We start from the raw sequence: 19,606 nt of genomic DNA on the forward strand, positions 1-19,606 counted from the left end.
TGGCCTGTGCGAGGGGCCCGCATCTGCGGGATAATTGACAATCTCGCGACTACATACAGGAAGAATCGCGCATGGACTTTAGCACACAGACCTCCGCCCCCGAGAAAATCAAGACCGCCGCGCTGGTGGTCGGCGTGCACGCCGACGGCGTGCTGACGCAGGCGGCCGATGCCGTCGATCGGGCGGCCCAGGGCGCGGTGCGCGCCGCCGTCAAGACCGACTTCAAGGGCAAGGCGGGCGAAACGCTGGTGCTGAGGTCCCTGCCCGGCGTGGCGGCCCAGCGGGTCGTGCTGGCCGGGCTGGGGTCGCAGGAGGCCTTGTCGCCCAAGGCGCTGGCCGCCGCCCATCGCGCCGCCCTCGCCGCCGTCGCGGCGCTGGGCGTGACCGAGACCGTGTCGGCCCTGGCCGCCGTCCCCATGCAGTCGGCCGACGTCCGCACCCGCGCGCGGCTGGCTGCCATCGCGGCGGGCGAAGTCACCTACCGCTTCGACGCCACCTTCGGCAAGCGCGATGCCGTCAGCCGGCCCAAGCTGGCGCGCCTGGTCCTCGCGGTCGAGCGATCCGAGGCCAGGGAGGCCGAGGCCGGCCTGCGCGAAGGCAGCGCCATCGCCAACGGCATGTCGCTCGCGCGCGACCTGGGCAACCTGCCGGGCAACGTCTGCACCCCCACCTACCTGGGCGAGACCGCCAAGAAGCTGGGCAAGTCGCACAAGCTCAAGGTCGAGGTGCTGGACCGCAAGCAGATCGAGGCGCTGAAGATGGGCTCCTTCCTGTCCGTGGCGCGCGGCTCGGACGAACCGCCGAAGTTCATCGTGCTGCGCTACGAAGGCGCCAGGCAGAAGCCCGCGGGGCGCGGCAAGGCAGCCGCCGGCGGCCCGGTCGTGCTGGTCGGCAAGGGCATCACGTTCGACGCGGGCGGCATCTCGCTCAAGCCGGCCGCCGGCATGGATGAAATGAAGTACGACATGTGCGGCGCCGCCAGCGTGTTCGGCACGCTGCGCGCCGTGGCCGAGCTGGGCCTGCCGCTGGACGTGATCGGCGTCGTGCCCGCGTGCGAGAACCTGCCCAGCGGCCGGGCCAACAAGCCGGGCGACGTGGTGACCACCATGTCCGGCCAGACGGTCGAGATCCTGAACACCGACGCCGAGGGCCGGCTGATCCTGTGCGACGCCCTGACCTACGTCGAGCGCTTCAAGCCCTCCACCGTCATCGACATCGCCACCCTGACGGGGGCCTGCGTCACGGCGCTGGGCCACGTCAACACCGGCCTCTTCACCCCCGACGACGCCCTGGCCGACACGCTGACCAGCCTGTCGCGCCAGGCGCTGGACCCGGTATGGCGCCTCCCGCTGGACGACGACTACCAGGAACAGCTCAAGTCCAACTTCGCCGACATGGCCAACATCGGCGGCCCGCCGGCCGGCGCCGTCACCGCCGCGTGCTTCCTGTCGCGCTACGCCAAGGGCTATCGCTGGGCGCACCTGGACATCGCCGGCACGGCCTGGCGCAGCGGCAAGGACAAGGGCGCCACCGGCCGCCCCGTCCCGCTGCTGACGCAGTACCTGCTGTCCCTGGTCTGACGCCGTCCCGCCCATGACCGAAATCGACTTCGCCTTCAGCGCCCCCGACCGGCTGCGCACCGCCTGCCAGATCGCCACCCGCCGCCACCAGGCGGGGCACCGGCTGGTGGTGTACTGCCGCGACACGGGGCGCCTGAACGCCTTCGATCAGATGCTCTGGGCACTGGACGACATTTCCTTCATCCCCCACGTCCGCGTCAACGATCCGCTGGCGGCCGACACGCCCATCGTGCTGACCGCCTCGGACGCGCCCACGCCCCACCACGACTGGCTGTTGAACCTGGACGACACCTGGCCGCCCATCTACACCCGCTTCCAGCGCGTCATCGAGATCGTCACCAACGATCCCGCCGACCGCGAAGCGGCACGGGCACGCTGGCGCTTCTACCAGGAGTGCGGCCACAACATCGTGCGGCACGACGTGTCGCGCCACCAGTTGCCCTGAGCCGATATGCAAGCCCCTTCTTTCCCTCCGCGCGACGACGCCGGCATCCCGCTCCTGACCGAAGTCCTGGACCTGCCGCAGCCGGCCAGGAAGGCGGAGCCGGCCCCTTTGCCGCCCGCTCCATCCTGGCCCGTGGCCGCGCCTGCCGCCGCCCCCGCCGCCCCGCCCGGTCCGGATGACGAAGACGGCATCGAGGCGCTGCGCGCCGCCATCCTGCAGGACCTGCTCGACCGGGTGGAACCCCTGCTGAAGACCCGCATGCGGGCCTCGCTGGAAGTGGCGGCCGCCCGCGCACTGGAAGACATCGCCTACAACCTGCGGGAAGAACTCGGCCGGCTGGTGGACGAGGCCGTCCAGAAAGAACTGATCCGGCGCGCCGCCGTCGAGAGCAAGCCCCTTTCCCCGCGCTGAAGAGACGCCGGCCGCCTGCCGTCAGCCTCTGAAGAATCCACTAAAATCCTCGGTTTGGCGCCTGCGGCGCACCGCCGCGCGCCCGACCGACGTATTTCCGGAACACCGATGACCTCAGCCTCTCCCCAACCTCAAACCGAGACCGACGAACTGCCCAAGAGCTTCGAGCCGGCCGCCATCGAGGCGCGCTGGTATCCGCTGTGGGAACAACGGGGGGACTTCAAGGCCGGGGTACACGTCCAGGGCCCCGACAACGGCCGGGCCTTCACCATCCAGCTGCCGCCGCCCAACGTGACGGGCACGCTGCACATGGGCCACGCCTTCAACCAGACCATCATGGATGGCCTGACGCGCTACCACCGCATGCGCGGGTTCGACACGCTGTGGATCCCGGGCACCGACCACGCCGGCATCGCCACGCAGATCGTGGTCGAGCGCCAGCTCGACGCGCAGAAGGTCAGCCGCCACGACCTGGGCCGCGACAAGTTCGTCGAGAAGGTCTGGGAATGGAAACAGCACTCCGGCGGCACCATCACCGGCCAGATGCGCCGGCTGGGCACCTCGCCCGACTGGACGCGCGAATACTTCACCATGAACGAGGACATGTCGCGCGGCGTGGCCGAGGTCTTCACGCGGCTGTACGAGCAAGGCCTGATCTATCGCGGCAAGCGCCTGGTCAACTGGGACCCCAAGCTGCTGACCGCCGTCAGCGACCTGGAAGTGGTCAGCGAGGAAGAAGACGGCCACCTGTGGCACATCCGCTACCCGGTCGACGGCAGCGATGCCGCCATCGTCGTGGCCACGACCCGTCCCGAGACCATGCTGGGCGACGTCGCCGTCATGGTCCATCCCGAGGATGAACGCTACCAGGCCCTGATCGGCAAGCAGGTCCGCCTGCCGCTGACCGGCCGCCTGATTCCCGTCATCGCCGACGACTACGTCGACCGTGAATTCGGCACCGGCGCGGTCAAGGTCACGCCCGCGCACGACTTCAACGACTATGCCGTGGGCCAGCGCCACGGCCTGCCCATGATCTCCATCCTGACGCTGGACGGCCGCATCAACGACGAGGCGCCCGAGGTCTACCGGGGGCTGGACCGTTTCGAGGCCCGTACCCGCATCGTGGCCGACCTCGAGGCCCAGGGCCTGCTGGCCGAGGTCAAGAAGCACAAGCTGATGGTGCCGCGCGGCGACCGCACCAACGCCATCATCGAGCCCATGCTGACCGACCAGTGGTTCGTCGCCATGAGCAAGCCGGCGCCCGAGGGCACCCACCATCCCGGCAAGTCGATCACCGACGTCGCGCTGGAAGTGGTGGCCGACGGCCGCGTCAGGTTCTACCCCGAGAACTGGACCACCACCTACAACCAGTGGCTCAACAATATCCAGGACTGGTGCATCTCGCGCCAACTGTGGTGGGGCCACCAGATTCCCGCCTGGTACGCCGACGACGGCCGCATCTTCGTGGCCCGCAACGAGCAGGAAGCGCGCGACAAGGCCGCGGCCGCCGGCTACGCCGGCGCGCTCACCCGCGACCCTGACGTGCTGGACACCTGGTTCTCGTCGGCGCTGGTGCCGTTCACCACGCTGGGCTGGCCCGAACAGACGCCCGACCTGGCGCGCTACCTGCCCTCGTCGGTGCTGGTCACCGGCTTCGACATTATCTTCTTCTGGGTCGCCCGGATGGTCATGATGACCACGCACTTCACCGGCCAGGTCCCGTTCAGGCACGTCTACATGCACGGCCTGATCCGCGACGCCGAAGGCCAGAAGATGAGCAAGTCCAAGGGCAACACCCTGGACCCGGTCGACCTGATCGACGGCATCGACCTCGACGGCCTCCTGGCCAAGCGCACCACCGGCCTGATGAACCCCAGGCAGGCCGAGAGCATCGCCAAGAAGACCCGCAAGGAATTCCCCGAGGGCATTCCGGCCTTCGGCGCCGACGCGCTGCGCTTCACCATGGCCGCCTACGCCACGCTGGGCCGCAACATAAACTTCGACCTGAAGCGCTGCGAGGGCTACCGCAACTTCTGCAACAAGCTGTGGAACGCCACCCGCTTCGTGCTGATGAACGTCGAAGGCAAGGACTGCGGCGTGGAAGCCGGCGCGGCGGTGGAATTGTCGGTGTTCGACAAGTGGATCATCAGCCAGTTGCAGCGCACCGAGGCCGAGGTCGCCAAGGGCTTCGACGACTATCGCTTCGACAACATCTCCACCGCGCTGTACCGCTTCGTCTGGGACGAATACTGCGACTGGTACCTGGAGCTGGCCAAGGTCCAGCTGCAGACCGGCAACGAAGCCCAGCAGCGCGGCACGCGCCAGACGCTGATCCGTGTGCTGGAAACCGTGCTGCGGCTGGCGCATCCCATCATCCCGTTCATCACGGAAGAACTCTGGCAGAAGGTCTCGGTGGTGGCCGGCAAGCGCCGCGCCGGCGAATCCACCAGCGTGGGCGTGCAGCCCTACCCCGCCGCCCAGGCCGAGAAGATCGACGAGGCCGCCGAAGCCGCGATGGCCGAGCTCAAGGCCCAGGTCGACGCCGTGCGCGCGCTGCGCGGCGAAATGAACGTGCCGCCCTCGCAGAAGGCGCCGCTGAACGCCACCGGCAACCGCGCCGCCCTGGAACGCAATGCCCCCTACCTGGCGGCCCTGGCCCGGCTGACCGAGGTCAAGGTGGTCGACCGGTTGCCCGACGTCGTCGGCGCCCCCGTGCAGGTGGTCGGCGACGCACACCTGATGCTGCACATCGAGGTCGACGTGGCCGCCGAGAAGATCCGCCTGGACAAGGAGATCGCCCGCCTGGAAGGCGAGATCGCCAAAGCCAACGGCAAGCTGGGCAACGCCAGCTTCGTCGACCGCGCCCCGGCCGCCGTGGTGGAGCAGGAACGCGCCCGGCTGGCCCAGTTCAGCGATACGCTGGACAAGGTGCGGGAGCAGCGGGCGAAACTGGGCTGACAGCGGATTTTCGACCGGCGAGAACGGCCCCTTCCGGGGCCGTTTCCTTATCCGCAACGCCCTCCCCCTGAACCGAAGGATGACAAAAAGATCACCCCGACGGTTGAAATATCGCTGCATGCTTGACAAACTGTCTCCACGAGGAGACACTTGGCATGCTGATCATCAAGAGAACGAACCAGTTCGCGGAATGGCTGCATCGGCTGAAAAGCCCAAGCGACCGTGGCGCCATCCTGATGCGGCTTCTGCGCGTCCAGCACGGGCTCTTTGGCGACATGCGTTCCATCGGCGAAGGCATCCACGAACTTCGCCTGCATATCGGCCCAGGCTACCGGCTCTACATCGCACGGGAGGGTGCCGACATCTACGTCCTGCTCTGTGCGGGCATCAAGGACACGCAGAAACACGATATCGAACTCGCCAGGACCATCTGGCGGGACTTGAAGCGGGAGCGACACGCATGATAGCGCCGACAAAAACAACCACCGCCGAATTCGATGCGGCTGAATTCCTGCGAGACGAAGCTAGCATCGCCTGCTTTCTCGCGGAAGCGGCCGGCGACGCAAACCCCGACGTCTTTCTTGCCGCGCTGGCAGCCGTGGCGCGTGCGCGCGGCATGAGCGACATTGCGCGCAAAGCCGGACTGGGCAGGCAAAGCCTGTACAAAGCCCTGGCTCCAGGGGCCAATCCGCACTATCTGACCCTGCGCAAGGTCATGGACTCGCTCGGTGTCGTCTTCACCATTGCAGCCAAAGCCCCGTGACGCTCGCCCTGCCCGGCTCAACGAGCCGTCGTATCCCTGGCCACCCGGACCGGCTTGACCACCGCGCCAAAGCGATCGTGGATGAAGGCCGCCACCTTCTCCCCCCATAGCCGGTGCCCGGCCGTGGTCGGATGCATGGAATCCGCGAACAAATAGTGCTGGTCCGCGTCCGGCTCCACCAGCGTGGCGGGGGTGCACAGCAGTGCATCCACCTCGCCCTGCGACGCATCGTAATTGGTGCAGGCGGGCTTGTCGGTCACGGTCAGGCCCACCGCGGCGGGGTCGTCGACGGCATCGTCGATCAGGCCGGCCAGGTCGAACACCTGCACGCCCGTTCCCGACAGCCCGCCGGCCACGAGTTCGTTGTAGCCCTCGGACACGTCGGTGGCCAGGTCTTCCAGCTCGGTATTGCGGATGAACGGCAGCATGCCCAGGTCGGGAAGGTTGACGTATACGATCCGCTTGGCGCCGGCCGCGGACAGACGCTTGAGCTGGGCCACCATGGCGGCCGCCTTGGCCCGGACCAGCGCCTCCATCCGGTCGTCGGCATCGGACGCGGGTTCGGGCTCGGTGTCTCCCAGGGTCTGGAAGGCATCGAGGAAATCGTTGCCGCCGCCCTGCACCAGCACCAGTTCCGTCCCGTCGAAGCCTTTGTGCGTGGCCAGGTAGCGGTCGATCTGGGCCTTGATGGAAACGGCGGTCTCGCCCTGGAGTCCGCCATCGGCCGGGATGCCATCCGGAGCCGGCGCCGTCGCGGCGTCGGTCTCGATATGGGCACCGCCCTGCGCATAGCCATTGCCGCCCAGGTCCACGATGCGGCCGCCTTGCCCGCGCGGACCGAAATCGACCTGCTGGTTCGGCTTGATCGGCAGGCCCAGCGCGTCGGCCACCACTTCCACCCAGACCTCCCCAGGCTTGGTCGTGAAACGCTGCCCTGCCGCGCTGCGCGTGGCCGGGTCGGGATAGGTTGCGCCGGGATTGTAGGTGCCGACGTCGCTCAGGCTGTCGCCAAAGGACACGATGGCGCTGATCGGCCCGGTCACGATCGGGCGCACGGCGCGGTCGCGGAAGGCCATTGCCGCCAAGCCGCCCACGACGAGCAGCGCCAGGACCAGAAGCCAACGCAATGACGGTAGCCGCATGGGGGTCACCTTGGGGAGAACGGTCGCGCCGGCGAACGCCAGCTGCGGTATGACACGCCGCCCGACGGCAGGTTCAGCGCCGCGGGCGGAGAAAGTACCTGTAGCCCGTCAGCGGCGTTTCATGTAATGCACGAACACTTCGCCATCGTCGGTCTGCGCCAGCAGCTCGTTGCCGGTCTGCTTGGAAAAAGCCTGGAAGTCACGCACCGACCCCTTGTCGGTGGCCACCACCTTCAATACCTGCCCGCTCTCGAGCGTGGCCAGCGCCTTCTTCGCACGCAGGATGGGCAAGGGGCACTTGAGCCCCTTGGCATCCACCTCCAGATCGAACGCCACCGGTTCGGTACTCATTGCGCCTTCTCCCGCCGCACCGCTCACAGGCGGCCTTCCACCCAGCCCTGCACGCTGGCGAGCGCCTGCGGCAGGCCCGAGGGATCCGTGCCGCCGGCCATCGCCATGTCCGGCCGGCCGCCGCCCTTGCCGCCCACCTGCTGGGCCACGAAATTGACCAGATCGCCGGCCTTGACCTTGCCGGACACGTCGGCCGTGGCGCCGGCCACCAGGCTGACCTTGCCGCCGTCGACGGCGGCCAGCACGATGGCGGCGGACTTGAGCTTGTTCTTGAGCTGGTCCACGGTCTCGCGCAGCGACTTGGGATCGACCCCGTCCAGCTTGGCAGCCAGCACCTTCACGCCCTTGACCTCGACCGCCGAGGCCGCCAGATCATTGCCGGCGCTGCTGGCCAGCTTGCTCTTCAACTGGGCGATTTCCTTCTCCAGGCCCTTCAGCTGGTCCTGCACCTGGCCGATGCGCGCCGGCAGGTCGCCCGGCTGCACCTTCAGCGCGCCCGCGGCCGAAGCCAGCGTGGCGTTCAGGTTCTGCAGATAGGACAGGCTGTTGTCGCCGGTGATGGCCTCGACCCGGCGCACGCCGGCGGCCACACCGCCCTCGCTCACGATCTTGAACAGGCCGATGTCGCCGGTGCGACCCACGTGGGTACCGCCGCACAGCTCGCGCGAAAAGCCGATGTCCAGCACCCGCACCTCGTCGCCGTACTTTTCGCCGAACAGCGCCATCGCGCCGCCCTTGACCGCGTCGTCGTAGGCCATCAGCTGCGACTGCACCGGCGTGTTGGCCAGCACCTCGCGGTTGACGATGGCTTCCACCTGCGCGATCTGGTCGGCGCTCATGGGGGCGTCGTGCGCGAAGTCGAAACGGGTCTTGTCCGGGTCCACCAGCGACCCCTTCTGCTGCACGTGCTCGCCCAGGACCTGGCGCAACGCCTTGTGCATCAGGTGGGTGGCCGAGTGGTTGCGCATCGTGCGCGCGCGGCGGACTTCGTCTACCTGGGCATCGACCGTGTCGCCCACCGCCAGCGAGCCCGAGACCAGCTTGCCATGATGGCCGAACACGTCGGCCTGGATCTTCTGCGTGTCTTCCACGTCGAAACGCGCCGCGCCCTGCACCAGCACGCCGGCATCGCCCACCTGCCCGCCCGACTCGGCGTAGAACGGCGTGCGGTCCAGCACCACCACCGCGGCCTGCCCGGCCTCGATGCGCGGCACCGAGGCGCCATCCACGTACAGGGCCGTGACCTTGCCTTGCGCGGCCAGGTGCGCATAGCCTTCGAATACCGTCTTGGCGCCGTCGTACGACAGGCCGGCGGCCATCTTGAACTTGCCCGCGGCGCGGGCCTGCTCGCGCTGGCGGGTCATCGCGGCCTCGAAGCCGTCCATGTCCACGTCCACGTTGCGCTCGCGGCAGATGTCGGCCGTCAGGTCCACCGGGAAGCCGTAGGTGTCGTACAGGTTGAACAGCGTCTCGCCGTCCAGCGCGGCGCCCGGCTTGAGCGCGGCCAGCGCGCCGTCCAGGATTTTCATGCCGTGTTCCAGCGTTTCGCCGAAACGCTCTTCCTCCTGGCGCAGTACCTGCTCGACCCGCGCCTCGGCCTTGGCCAGCTCGGGATAGGCCTCGCCCATCTCGGCCACCAGGTCCTTGACGATGCGATGGAAGAAGGGCTTGGTCTGGCCCAGCTTGTAGCCGTGGCGCAGCGCGCGGCGGATGATACGGCGCAGCACGTAGCCGCGGCCTTCGTTGCCCGGGATCACGCCGTCCACGATCAGGAACGAGCAGGCGCGGATATGGTCGGCGATCACCTTCAGCGAGTTGTTCGCCAGGTCGGTACAGCCGGTTTCGCGCGCCGCGGCCTTGATCAGGTTCTGGAACAGATCGATTTCATAGTTCGAATGCACGTGCTGCAACACCGCGGCGATCCGCTCCAGGCCCATGCCCGTGTCCACGCAGGGCTTGGGCAGCGGGTTCAGGGTGCCCGACGCGTCGCGGTCGAACTGCATGAACACCAGGTTCCAGATCTCGATGTAGCGGTCGCCGTCTTCCTCGGGCGATCCCGGGGGGCCGCCCCAGATCTCGGGACCATGGTCGTAGAAGATTTCCGAGCACGGGCCGCAGGGACCGGTATCCGCCATCTGCCAGAAGTTGTCGGACGCGTAGCGCGCGCCCTTGTTGTCGCCGATGCGGACGATGCGCTCGACCGGCACGCCGATCTCGTTCTGCCAGATGCCGTAGGCCTCGTCGTCCTCCTGGTAGACCGTGACCCACAGCTTTTCCTTGGGCAGCTTGTAGACCGTGGTCAGCAGTTCCCAGGCGTAGTGGATGGCGTCGCGCTTGAAGTAGTCGCCGAAGCTGAAATTGCCCAGCATCTCGAAAAACGTGTGGTGCCGGGCCGTGTAGCCCACGTTTTCCAGGTCGTTGTGCTTGCCGCCGGCGCGCACGCTGCGCTGCGACGAGGTCGCGCGCTTGTACGGGCGCACTTCGTTGCCCAGGAAGACGTCCTTGAACTGGACCATGCCCGAGTTGGTGAAGAGCAGGGTCGGATCGTTGGCCGGCACCAACGACGAGGACGGCACCACGGTGTGGCCCTTGGACTCGAAGAACTGAAGGAACTTCTGACGGATCTCGGCGGATTTCATCGCTGCACGCAGGTAGGGGGATGAATCGCCAACTGCACCCGTTTGCATCCCCGGATAGATATCGAATCGTCAATTATAGAGGGACGGCGGCCCCGGGGTGCGCGCCCGGGCCGGAACGGGGAAAACGGGGGCGGATCGCCGGACCGGCGAGCGCCGGAGCCGGGCTACCGGCCTGCCATCGCCTTCTTGATCTTCTGATCGGTCTTGTACTGGCTGAGCGCGTAGACCGACCAGATCGCGGCCGGGATCCAGCCGATCAGCGTCAATTGCAGGATCAGGCAGAAGATGCCGGCGAAGGGGCGGCCGATGGTGAAGAACTGGAGCCAGGGAAGGAGCAGCGCGAGAAGCAGACGCATGGGACGGAATGGAAACGGTGATGCGGACATTCTACCGGTAAGGCAGGACGCCAGCCGGGCGACCCCTCGGCAACCACGTACGTGGAGCCCCGTATCTTGTGTCGGGCCAAGGACCCGTTAGACCGGATATCCCCCGGCTAGGGGCTCATTCGCCGCCAGCGGGATCGCTCCCAAGACGGCATCGCACCAAGGCTAGTCATGAAACATCCGGCACGACCCGCTGGCCCGGGATCCTTCCCCGGCCTCATCTGCACACTTCCACTCACAGCGGTACTGGCCGCCTGCGGCGGCGGAGGAGAAGGAGGAGGTTCCCCTCCTCCTGCCCCTCCTGCTCCCCCACCCGGCCAGGAAATCACCCAGCCCATCACAGAGATGCCTACGTCGAGCCATACGGGGGACAAACTCGCTGCCTTTGTGCGGCTGAACGAAGCCCGATTGGCGGCGGGGGTTGGCGCTGTAAAGCAGAATGCCCAATTAGACGCGGCTGCCCAGGCTCATGCGACGTATCAGGTTAGGAATTATGTGGTCGGACACGGTGAAGACCCGAATAAACCGTGGTTCACGGGGACAAACCATGCAGCAAGAGCCATAGCCCAGGGATATTCGGGAAGAGTCATGGGAGAAGTCATCACTCACGCCCCTCCGGGAACCGAAGCCATAGAATCCTTCTTGCATTCGGTGTACCACCTGTATGGATTACTGGAGCCTCGTGCTAACCAAATCGGATTGGGTATTGATCAAATTACCCTTCCCGGTCCTCTAAACAGCACCAGCATTACGCTCGGGGCCACGGCCCCCGGACTTCTTCCCGTTACTCCCGTCTGGCACTGGCCCGTCGATCGACAGACTGACGTCGCCCCCCGTTTCCTCCCATCTGGAGAATCACCAAACCCTGCGCCTGACTTGGCTGTCACCGGCACACCAATCATGTTCTGCGGCTCGGAAGGCAACTATGCCCCGCTGCACGTCCTTCGGGTGGCGGTTAGGAAAGAGCATGAGTCCAATGAGCTACCACTCCGGCTTCTGCGCCACTCAACTGTGGAAATCGGAGAAGGAGTCAATGCCGAAGTAGTCATCGACTCCAATCTCGGTACCATTCATCAAGGATGCATTTTCCTGCTTCCCATTGTTGAACTCGAATCTGGCAAGACCTATGAAGTAAGACTCGAAGCTTCTCAGGCGGGGAAAAACGTCGAAAAAACATGGACGTTCTCAACCCGACATGTTCATTAGATTGCAAGAGGGGAGTCCCCTCCCAAGATCTACCCTGGCATCTCGTAATAACAAGATGATTGAAAACTTCCGCTCTGGAAGAAATAGCCGGAATATCCGTTATTAACGGATTGTTGGTAACGGTTCTGGTTGGAGAATTTGCCAGAACTGGCGCTGTACTGCTCCCATGTATAAGTGGCCCACGCATTGGCGCTCCCATTAGTCCAGGCGGAGCAGGAGGCGCCTACGATCGTAATTGCCGAACTACTGATCTCCATTACAAGGTTCACATTCAATGAGCCAGGCGAGAAAACGCAGCGAGTGTTCGTCGGGTTCAAGACACACACCGGAGCCCAGTAGTTGTTCCACTGACCATGCGATTGAATTTCTGCCCCATCTCCTCTCACCTCGACGCGCAAGACTGCGGGAAGCTCGTTCCAGCCACTCCGACCATCCCAGATTTCCCGAAAATACAGTTGGACACCGTTCATTCGATCCAATAGCTCCTGAATACTGGCCGGGCTTACTGGCCCTGGTGTTATATCCGGCGGCGGAGACGTGACCGGACTATCCGGCATCACCCTCTTCGCCACCCCCGTTATATGCGTGGAATCCACCCAAGGTGTCCGCATCTGCGGCGGTGCCGGTTGCGCGCCGGCGTTCCATGAAACCAGGACGCAGCCCGCGCCCGCGGCGATGATTCGCTTCATTCTTCCTCCCTAGTATTTGCAATAGACCTGGGCGATGGCCTTGGCGGGACCGCCAAGAACCGTTCCGTCGTAGTCCAGCAGTTGCACCTGCCAGCCCGTCCCGGCGTCCACTGCCTTGCGGGTGAACGACGAAGCCTTGGAGGACTCGATCTGGGGCAACAGATAGATGAGCGGTGTGCCGGCGGCGGTACCAAGCCGGCCGCAGGCGGGTTTCTGGACGGTGTCGCCGGACGCGACGATCTGGCTGCCGGTCATGACGTAGCTGGACAGCAGGTCGTCGGCGCGCATCCAGACGCCAAGGCGGCAGACCAGGCCGGTGCCCGAGGCGGAGTCGGTGGCGAACGCGCCGTTGGGGGCGCAGGCGGTGCCGGTCGATGCCATGGCTGCCAGTTCGCGCCATGTGCCGCCGGCGCAGACCAGGAGGCCTCCGGCCGACGTGCGGGCGAATTCGGCGTTGGCGCCGGCCTCGGTGGATATCCGTGAGAGGCAGGGGGTGTTGGCCGCGGCCACCTCCCTGACGCCCAGCCGATCGACGGACACGCCGGCATGTCCGACGAGGTCGCGGCCGACGACCGAGAGCGCAAGGCCGGCCCCGGTCGCAACGATCATCTGGCCCGTGTTCACGCGCAAGGTGGGCTGCGCGTCGGCGGCGTCGAAGATCGATCCCCGGTCGGTGGACAGTCCCGCGGCGGCACGGACCCGCTGGCTGGCGACGATGCCCGAGACTGGATCGATCTGGACGATGCTGCCGTTGTCGGCCCGGAACAGGCCGGTCTTGGTCTGCAGCACGCCGGCGCACTGCACGGTCAGCACGCCGGTGTTGGTCGCCGTCAGGCAATCGCCGGCCGTACCCCGCAGCGCCAGGGAATCGTGCAGCCGCACGCCGCCTCGCACATCCAGGCTCCCCTGCAGGTCGGGATTGCGGCTATCCCGCATGCGCACGAACTGCTGGAACAAGGTCGTATCCAGGCTTGCCAGGGCTCCCACGACACCCGCCGTCGCGCCCAATGGATTGGGAAGGACGTGTGTCGCGCCGCGCATCAGCGCCGGCTGGTCGGGATAGGCGGCGGCGCCGTATCCGGCGGTGGCCATGACGACCTGGGCCAGGATGCCGGGATCCGGCTCGGAAGCCCCCGGCGCGCGCAGCGGCGTGGCGGTATGCACCAGCGCATCCACCCTGCATCCGGTCCCTGGGCAGGAGCCGCTGCGCTCGACACGGATGGCGACAGCCTGGTTGAACGGCGTGCGATCGGGAAATCCGCGCTGCAGCAGGCCGGCCTCCCTCAGTTCGGCCAGGGTGGGCGCGAATGCCTGCGCCACGCCGGCAACGGGTGCTCCGCCGGCCAGCGCGTCGTAGTGCCGGACCAGGTAGCCATCCATGGCTCCCTTGATCGCGAGCAGGTACGTCCCCGTCGCCTGGGCCGCCGCGTCGTCCACCTCGCGCACCAGGCGGCTCCCCGCCAGGACGGCCAGCACCATGGCGATGCTGGCGGCGATGGCCAGTTCGATCAGGGTCCATCCGCGCTGGCGTGCCGCGCGGGCAGCCGGCGCGGCATGGAGAGCCGTCGTATGCGACATGGGCGCGCCCTATCGTGCGGTGAACGAGAAGGAGTTCGTATCGCCGCTGGTGCAGGCGGCGTCCGCGCCGGCGGCGTTATAGGTGCCCGCCGCTCCGCCGGTGCCCGGCTGCTTGACGGTGACACTGTTGATGACGATGCGCTCGGACACTCGCTGCATGACCGCGGCCAGCGCCGGGCATGCCGCTTCGTTGACCTTGTCCAGCGTCAGTCCGAAGGCATCCCCGGACGAAGTCAGGGTATCGGCAGCGAGCACGATCCTGCCGTCCGTGGCGCCCAGGCCATGCCGGACCGTGGCCGTGGCCCCCGAGCCCGCGACGGTGATGACGCTGCTGCTGCGCAGCGAATTGGCGAGCTGGGCGATTCCTATGCCCGTATAGGGCGTGTTGCCCAACCCCTGGCTGGAGACCTTGGTGCGCGCGATGAAGCGATGCAGTTCCTGCCCCACCGCCGGCACCTTGTTCTCGATGACATAGCCGTTGATGGCGGGAATGCCGATGATGGCGGCGATCAGGACGATGGCGGCGACGATGGCGACCTCCACCAGGGTGAAGCCCTGCTGGCGCCCGGGACGAACGTGAAGAAAGCGAGACATGGGAATACCTCATCGGCTGGAGTAATAGTTGGTCAAGGCGGAACGCATTTCGTTGACGACGCCGACATGCCAGAAGACCAGGGACAACGCGACGCCTACGGCGGCCAGCAGCAGCACCCAGCGGGCGGCGGCCGCTTTCCTGGCAACCTGTCCCAGCGACCGCGCCTCCAGGCGCACGCGCGTCTGCTGCAAGGCGCTGTCCATGCCGCGGGCCGAGATCAGGTCGGCCAGGAACCACAAGGTCTCGGGCTCGACGATGCCGGTGTCGAAGGTGGCGCTGCCCACGCGGCCGTCGTCGATATTCGCGATCATTCTTTCCAGGTGCCAGCGCCGCCACGGATTGGCGCCCTCCACCTGCAGTTCCAGAGCTTCGCGCAGCGCGGTACTGACGTTGCCGCGCCGCTTCACCATGGTCGCCAGCGACGCCAGGAAGCGTATGCCCTGCAGGTCCCGGTACAGGCGCCAGACAAAATACCGGTCCAGCACACGGCGGACACGGCCGGTAAGGTTGGGCATGGACCAGGCCACGAAGTAGACGGCCAGGCCCACGGCCAGCGCGGACACGAACAGGTGCGCCTGGACGAGTTCGGCGAAGGCATAGAGACGCCGGGTCAGGCTGCCCAGGAACTCGTCGGGAACCGCACCGAACGCCCGCTTCAGGCGCGGCACGGTGAACATGGGCACGGCGACGATCATGCCGAACGAGACCAGCACGGCGGCAAGGGCCGCCGACAGCGTGGCGGACAACGTGCGCCGTGCCTCGTCGGCCAATCTCGTCACCGCCGCCACGTCGCGCAAGGTCTGTTCGAGCGCACCCGCGCCGCCTCGCTGGGCCATGCGAAGCAGGACCAGGTCGTCGTCCGGCAGCGTCGAACGCAAGGTCTCGTGGAGATCGCCGCCCGCATGCTGATAGCGCGCCGCCCAGTACGCGGACAACACGCCCCGCGGATGGTCTCCATAGCGCCGGGCGTCGTCCAGGAAGATATCGCGCAATGTCTTGCGGCCATTGCAGGCGTCCATGACATCGGCCAGATAGTCGTAGTAATCGGCGCGGCCGGGCCGGAACTGCGCCGCGCACCACGCGATGCGCGCGCGTTCGCGAAGCGTGTTCATGCCGGACGGCCTCCCCGTTCGGCATCCCGGCGGCGCCCGAGCGGCGCCTGCACCCGGCCGGAGGCCAACCTGCGGGGCCGCCTGCGCCCAGGCGGCACCTGTGGCGCGCGGGTCCTCCGCAGTTCGACGGTCTCGAAACTGACGAATCTCGGTTCGATGTCGCGCGGATCGACCAGCCCTTGCGACGCCTTGTAGATCGCGCACTCCATCGCCGTCTTGCCCGTCATGTCGGCATGATCGAACGCGCTGCGCCGCTGGAACCGGAAGTAGTCGCGCAACGCCAGCGTGTCCGCGTCGCGCACCAGCCGCAGGAACCCGTCGTCGACGGTGGGATCGATCATTTCGGCGGCGACGGTGCGCCCGGCGTAGCCATGCAGTTCCGGCAGGGTGCTCTGCCGGCAGGCGGGGCATCCATCGGGATTGCGGACCTTCAGCGCGTTGACGTCGATGGCGTACAAGGCATGGAGCCGATCGGCATAGCGTCGCCAGTGATCGGGCTCGTGGCTGGCCATGCCGCCCCCGCCGGCCCGGTCGAACAGGCTGGACAACGGCAAGGCGCAGGCGGGGCACAACGCCGGCAACAGCGTCTGATAGACCAGGAGCTTCAGTATCCCGGGCGTCGCCAGCAGCCTTCGGGAAACGCCGATGAAGTCCGAGGCCAGGCGGTCCGGGATCAGGGCCGCGCCGCCCGCATGCGTCGTGGTGTACAGGTTGCTGCCCGAGCTGGCGAGGTCCATGAACGCCCTGCCGGTGGAGCGATCGCGTATCTCGCCGATGAGCAGGTCGTTCATGGCCGATCGCTTGATGGTCTTGAGCTTGGCGTCGAACTCGTTGGAAACCGAACCGTCGAGCGACCGGCTGACGCTGTTCTGCAGCGCGTTGGGAATGAGATATTCGACCGGGTCCTCGAGCGTGATGACCTTGCGGGTGGACGGGATGCGGGACATCATCGAGGCGATGGTGGTCGATTTGCCGGATCCCACCACCCCTGCCAGCACGATGGCTCCCCCTTCGGCCACCAAGGCGCGTTCGACCACTCGTACCTGGGAAGGCAGATACCCCAGCCGGGCGAAATCCGGGGGCTGTTCACGCATGTCCATGCGCAGCAGGCGCATGGTGACCGACGCCCCGGCATCGGTGGCGAGCGACGCCCAGCGCAACATGAACGACACCCCTTCCACATCGTGCAGGATGCTGCCCTGCTGCTCGATCATCGGGTCGAAGACCGCGCCGTTGCCGCCTTGTATATCCATATAGGCGACGGCCAGCACCTCGCGCAGCGTACTGGTCTGCATGCCACGGAAGCGTTCGGGCATCACGTAGCGGCCGCCCAGGGTGTATCGGATCTCGGATTCCGGATGCGCGGATCGCAGGTTGACATGGATGTCGCTCGCACCGTGGCGCGCGCCCCAGGCGACGATGTCGTGGAAAGCCGAAGCCATGGAGCTCTTGACGGGATCGAGCAGTACCCGGCGGCGCGACCGCAGGGTATCCCCCGTGATCTGGCCACGCACGATCGACAGCAACAGCGTCGCCGGCACCACGACGCGGGCGGGACTGGCCAGCGTTCGGCCGCGCGCCTGCACCATGCGCTCGAACTCCTCGATCTGCTCGCTGCGCGCATAATCATCGACGGTGAACAGGGCCACCCGGCCGTCCTCGAGTTCGACGGGACAGAGCTTGTCCAGCAGGTTGCCGACGTCGAAGCCGGAACGCAGCACCCGCCGGAAGGCTGGCGTCATCCGGGCGAGCTGGTCGCGGCCGTCCAGCCGCATGACGAGCTCCGGGAACGCGATGCCCTTGCATGCGGACGGATCCTTTTCTTTGTCCGCGGACGCCGCGGCGGTAGCGCCCGACGCCCTCAGGCGGCTGCCGGCCAGCAGCGCCGACACGCCCGGCCGGCCCCAGATGAGCGGGCTCATGGCCGCGCTCCGAGTGCGGGAACGAGCATGGGCAGCATTGCCGGCGCCGGCGCCGGCACCGGCGCCATGCCGGCCGAACCGGCTCCCGCCGCCGCGGCCGGCATGGGCACGGCGGGCGGGATGCAGGCCGAACGTTCTTCCGCGCCTTTTTTCAGATAGACGCAGCCGTCGTCGATACGCTGCAACCGATATTCCCGGCCCGGATGGGTCGTACCGCGAGGCAGCTCGCTGCCCTGGCGATACAGCCGCGATTCGCCATTGACCAGCACGACCGCGTTCAAGCCCCCGCTCAAGCCATACAGGGAAGTCAGGACGATTTTGTCGCCATGGCGGGCCGGCGCCGCGGCCGCCCTCGGGGCAGGCGCCTGGCGGGCTCGCTCCGCGGCCAGGGCGCGGGCGGTATCGATGCGTAGCATCTCGCGCACCTTGTCCAGTTCGCTTTCAGCCGCTTCCACCCGGGGATGGATCAGGAACAGGGCGGCGATCATGGCCACGGCGGGCCGCCCGCCCCACTCAATCACGCGCATAGAGGACTCCAGAAATGCCGGCCATGAGCCGGCTCCGATTCAAGGAAAGTTCGGCGTCGGGAGCCACGGTAAGCGAGGCCGACCGCCATTCGACCTGGCCGGCCAGCAGCTCCGGCATCAGGAACAGGGACCGCAACGGTCCTTCCAGCGCCAACGGCCGCTCGAATATGGCCGGCATCGAAGGCGGCGCGGGAATGACGGCCCCGTATTCGTCGCGTGGAGGCTCCAGCCGCGCGGGCGCCGCGTCTCCCAGCGTGATGCCCGACAATAGCGGCATGACCTGCTGCAGGGCCGTGACGGTCTGGTCGTCATGCTCCTCCTGGCTCCTGAGCCGCGATGGCTCGAGCGCCTGGCCGCCGCCGGCGATGGAAAAGTGCGCTACGACGGCATCCATGGGTTGCCATGTCTCTTTCCAGCCTGGCGGGCGGGCCGCGAGAAAGCTGGCGTTGGTGGCCAGGCGATGCCCCCTGCCATACCCGGCGCGGCACGTCCAGCCCGGCCCGGCATCTCGCGTGCACTGGGCGGACGACAGCTTCCAGCCTCCCAATTCGGCGGGCAGCTCGGCCAGCGCATCCAGGACGGCCAGCCCGTCCTCCTGGGCGTGCAGGCGTACCCGCTGTCGAAAGGTCTCGAACACGCGGGCCCATGCCGCGTCGGGATCGATGCTTGCCGGCGCGGGCGCCTGGGTGCCGCCCAGGTGGCGATACCAGTCCCAGCCGGCCCGCAGCAGAAATGCGGCGGCACACCCCAGGGTCGCGACGACCAGCGGCCGCGGCAGCGTCGGCATGCTCCAACCGCATGGCTGGAGCCGGTATGGATCCGGCGATTCGCCCAGCAGCGCCGGCAGCGAGACGTCGCCGGAATCTTCCGAGTCGGCGCCCAGGACGACGAGTTCGTCGCCGTGATGCGCGGCCAGGGCGTCCAGGGCCTCCTGGGCATCGGCGGCGGTATCATGGACGCGGTCCGAATGCGTGAGTACCTTGCCACCCTGCGAGGCGACCACCCATATGCGCCCGTCGGGCAGCACCGCCCGCAGCGCGACCACCCCTTGCCTGTGGTCGGCGGCGAAGGCCAACGCCCCGCTGTGGAGACTGGCCGCCAGGCCACGGTCGGCACGGCTCAGACGGACCACGCCGACGGCCTCCGAACCGGGCGCATGGGCATAGTGCGAAGCCCTGACCTCCCGAGCCTTCTGGCGCGCCCGCTGGTCCAGCCGGCTGCCCAGGATGGTGTGCCAGCGCATGCCCAGGACCAGCACGCGCTCGTCGCCGTCGAATCGAAGCAGGACGTAATCGTTCATGGCGA

General features: G+C 67.1%; 18 protein-coding genes. 7 read left to right on the top strand and 11 right to left on the bottom strand.

What is annotated here, in order from left to right:
- Window positions 1-71 precede the first annotated feature (71 nt).
- The 6 genes from CDO46_RS18295 (at window position 72) to CDO46_RS18320 (ending at window position 6,157) form a co-directional block, all read left to right on the top strand.
- Window positions 72-1,580, top strand: coding sequence for a leucyl aminopeptidase (locus CDO46_RS18295; RefSeq protein WP_087839914.1), 1,509 nt, complete (start codon window positions 72-74; stop codon window positions 1,578-1,580).
- Between the two features lie 13 nt (window positions 1,581-1,593).
- Window positions 1,594-2,025, top strand: a complete 432-nt coding sequence (locus CDO46_RS18300) for a DNA polymerase III subunit chi (protein ID WP_087839915.1) — start codon at window positions 1,594-1,596, stop codon at window positions 2,023-2,025.
- Between the two features lie 6 nt (window positions 2,026-2,031).
- The gene (locus tag CDO46_RS18305) at window positions 2,032-2,436 is read left to right on the top strand and encodes a hypothetical protein (protein WP_087839916.1); all 405 of its coding nucleotides are present in this window, start codon (window positions 2,032-2,034) and stop codon (window positions 2,434-2,436) included.
- 108 nt (window positions 2,437-2,544) lie between these two features.
- Window positions 2,545-5,394, top strand: a complete 2,850-nt coding sequence (locus CDO46_RS18310; protein ID WP_087839917.1) for a valine--tRNA ligase — start codon at window positions 2,545-2,547, stop codon at window positions 5,392-5,394.
- Between the two features lie 155 nt (window positions 5,395-5,549).
- Window positions 5,550-5,858: a type II toxin-antitoxin system RelE/ParE family toxin gene (locus CDO46_RS18315; protein ID WP_087839918.1), complete on the top strand. Its 309-nt coding sequence runs from the start codon at window positions 5,550-5,552 to the stop codon at window positions 5,856-5,858.
- Window positions 5,855-6,157 carry an addiction module antidote protein gene (locus CDO46_RS18320; RefSeq protein WP_087839919.1) on the top strand — a complete coding sequence of 101 codons (303 nt, stop codon included), beginning with the start codon at window positions 5,855-5,857 and terminating at the stop codon, window positions 6,155-6,157. Before CDO46_RS18315 ends, CDO46_RS18320 begins: the two co-directional genes overlap by 4 nt.
- A gap of 17 nt (window positions 6,158-6,174) precedes the next feature.
- On the opposite strand, the gene CDO46_RS18325 is transcribed toward CDO46_RS18320, so the two are convergent.
- From CDO46_RS18325 to CDO46_RS18340, 4 genes are all read right to left on the bottom strand, one after another.
- The gene (locus CDO46_RS18325) at window positions 6,175-7,299 is read right to left on the bottom strand and encodes an SGNH/GDSL hydrolase family protein (protein WP_087839920.1); all 1,125 of its coding nucleotides are present in this window, start codon (window positions 7,297-7,299) and stop codon (window positions 6,175-6,177) included.
- Between the two features lie 108 nt (window positions 7,300-7,407).
- Window positions 7,408-7,635, bottom strand: a complete 228-nt coding sequence (locus CDO46_RS18330) for a sulfurtransferase TusA family protein (RefSeq protein WP_087839997.1) — start codon at window positions 7,633-7,635, stop codon at window positions 7,408-7,410.
- Between the two features lie 38 nt (window positions 7,636-7,673).
- On the bottom strand, window positions 7,674-10,289 hold the full coding sequence (alaS, locus tag CDO46_RS18335; protein WP_087839921.1) for an alanine--tRNA ligase: 2,616 nt from the start codon (window positions 10,287-10,289) through the stop codon (window positions 7,674-7,676).
- A gap of 164 nt (window positions 10,290-10,453) precedes the next feature.
- Complete coding sequence (locus CDO46_RS18340) at window positions 10,454-10,645, bottom strand: YqaE/Pmp3 family membrane protein (RefSeq protein ID WP_087839922.1); 192 nt, start codon at window positions 10,643-10,645, stop codon at window positions 10,454-10,456.
- A gap of 372 nt (window positions 10,646-11,017) precedes the next feature.
- On the opposite strand from CDO46_RS18340, the gene CDO46_RS18345 reads away from it, so the two are divergent.
- Window positions 11,018-11,878, top strand: a complete 861-nt coding sequence (locus CDO46_RS18345; RefSeq protein WP_165963057.1) for a CAP domain-containing protein — start codon at window positions 11,018-11,020, stop codon at window positions 11,876-11,878.
- A 29-nt stretch (window positions 11,879-11,907) separates the two neighbouring features.
- Here CDO46_RS18345 and CDO46_RS28065 read toward each other — a convergent pair whose 3' ends face one another.
- From CDO46_RS28065 to CDO46_RS18375, 7 genes are read right to left on the bottom strand one after another with little or no spacing between them, the layout of a single operon-like run.
- Window positions 11,908-12,567: a hypothetical protein gene (locus tag CDO46_RS28065; protein WP_132979228.1), complete on the bottom strand. Its 660-nt coding sequence runs from the start codon at window positions 12,565-12,567 to the stop codon at window positions 11,908-11,910.
- Between the two features lie 9 nt (window positions 12,568-12,576).
- Window positions 12,577-14,145 (bottom strand): type II secretion system protein, encoded by a 1,569-nt coding sequence (locus CDO46_RS18350; RefSeq protein ID WP_087839924.1) that lies wholly within the window; start codon window positions 14,143-14,145, stop codon window positions 12,577-12,579.
- A gap of 9 nt (window positions 14,146-14,154) precedes the next feature.
- Window positions 14,155-14,739 carry a prepilin-type N-terminal cleavage/methylation domain-containing protein gene (locus CDO46_RS18355; RefSeq protein WP_087839925.1) on the bottom strand — a complete coding sequence of 195 codons (585 nt, stop codon included), beginning with the start codon at window positions 14,737-14,739 and terminating at the stop codon, window positions 14,155-14,157.
- A 9-nt stretch (window positions 14,740-14,748) separates the two neighbouring features.
- Window positions 14,749-15,852: a general secretion pathway protein gene (locus CDO46_RS18360; RefSeq protein WP_087839926.1), complete on the bottom strand. Its 1,104-nt coding sequence runs from the start codon at window positions 15,850-15,852 to the stop codon at window positions 14,749-14,751.
- Window positions 15,849-17,774 carry a GspE/PulE family protein gene (locus tag CDO46_RS18365; RefSeq protein WP_087839927.1) on the bottom strand — a complete coding sequence of 642 codons (1,926 nt, stop codon included), beginning with the start codon at window positions 17,772-17,774 and terminating at the stop codon, window positions 15,849-15,851. Before CDO46_RS18365 ends, CDO46_RS18360 begins: the two co-directional genes overlap by 4 nt.
- On the bottom strand, window positions 17,771-18,301 hold the full coding sequence (locus tag CDO46_RS18370) for a hypothetical protein (protein WP_087839928.1): 531 nt from the start codon (window positions 18,299-18,301) through the stop codon (window positions 17,771-17,773). The genes CDO46_RS18365 and CDO46_RS18370 overlap by 4 nt, the downstream gene beginning before the upstream one ends.
- The gene (locus tag CDO46_RS18375; protein WP_087839929.1) at window positions 18,288-19,601 is read right to left on the bottom strand and encodes a type 4b pilus protein PilO2; all 1,314 of its coding nucleotides are present in this window, start codon (window positions 19,599-19,601) and stop codon (window positions 18,288-18,290) included. Before CDO46_RS18375 ends, CDO46_RS18370 begins: the two co-directional genes overlap by 14 nt.
- Between the last annotated feature and the right edge of the window lie 5 nt (window positions 19,602-19,606).

The organism is Pigmentiphaga sp. NML030171, from assembly GCF_002188635.1.
GTDB classification, from domain to species: Bacteria; Pseudomonadota; Gammaproteobacteria; order Burkholderiales; family Burkholderiaceae_B; genus Pigmentiphaga; species Pigmentiphaga daeguensis.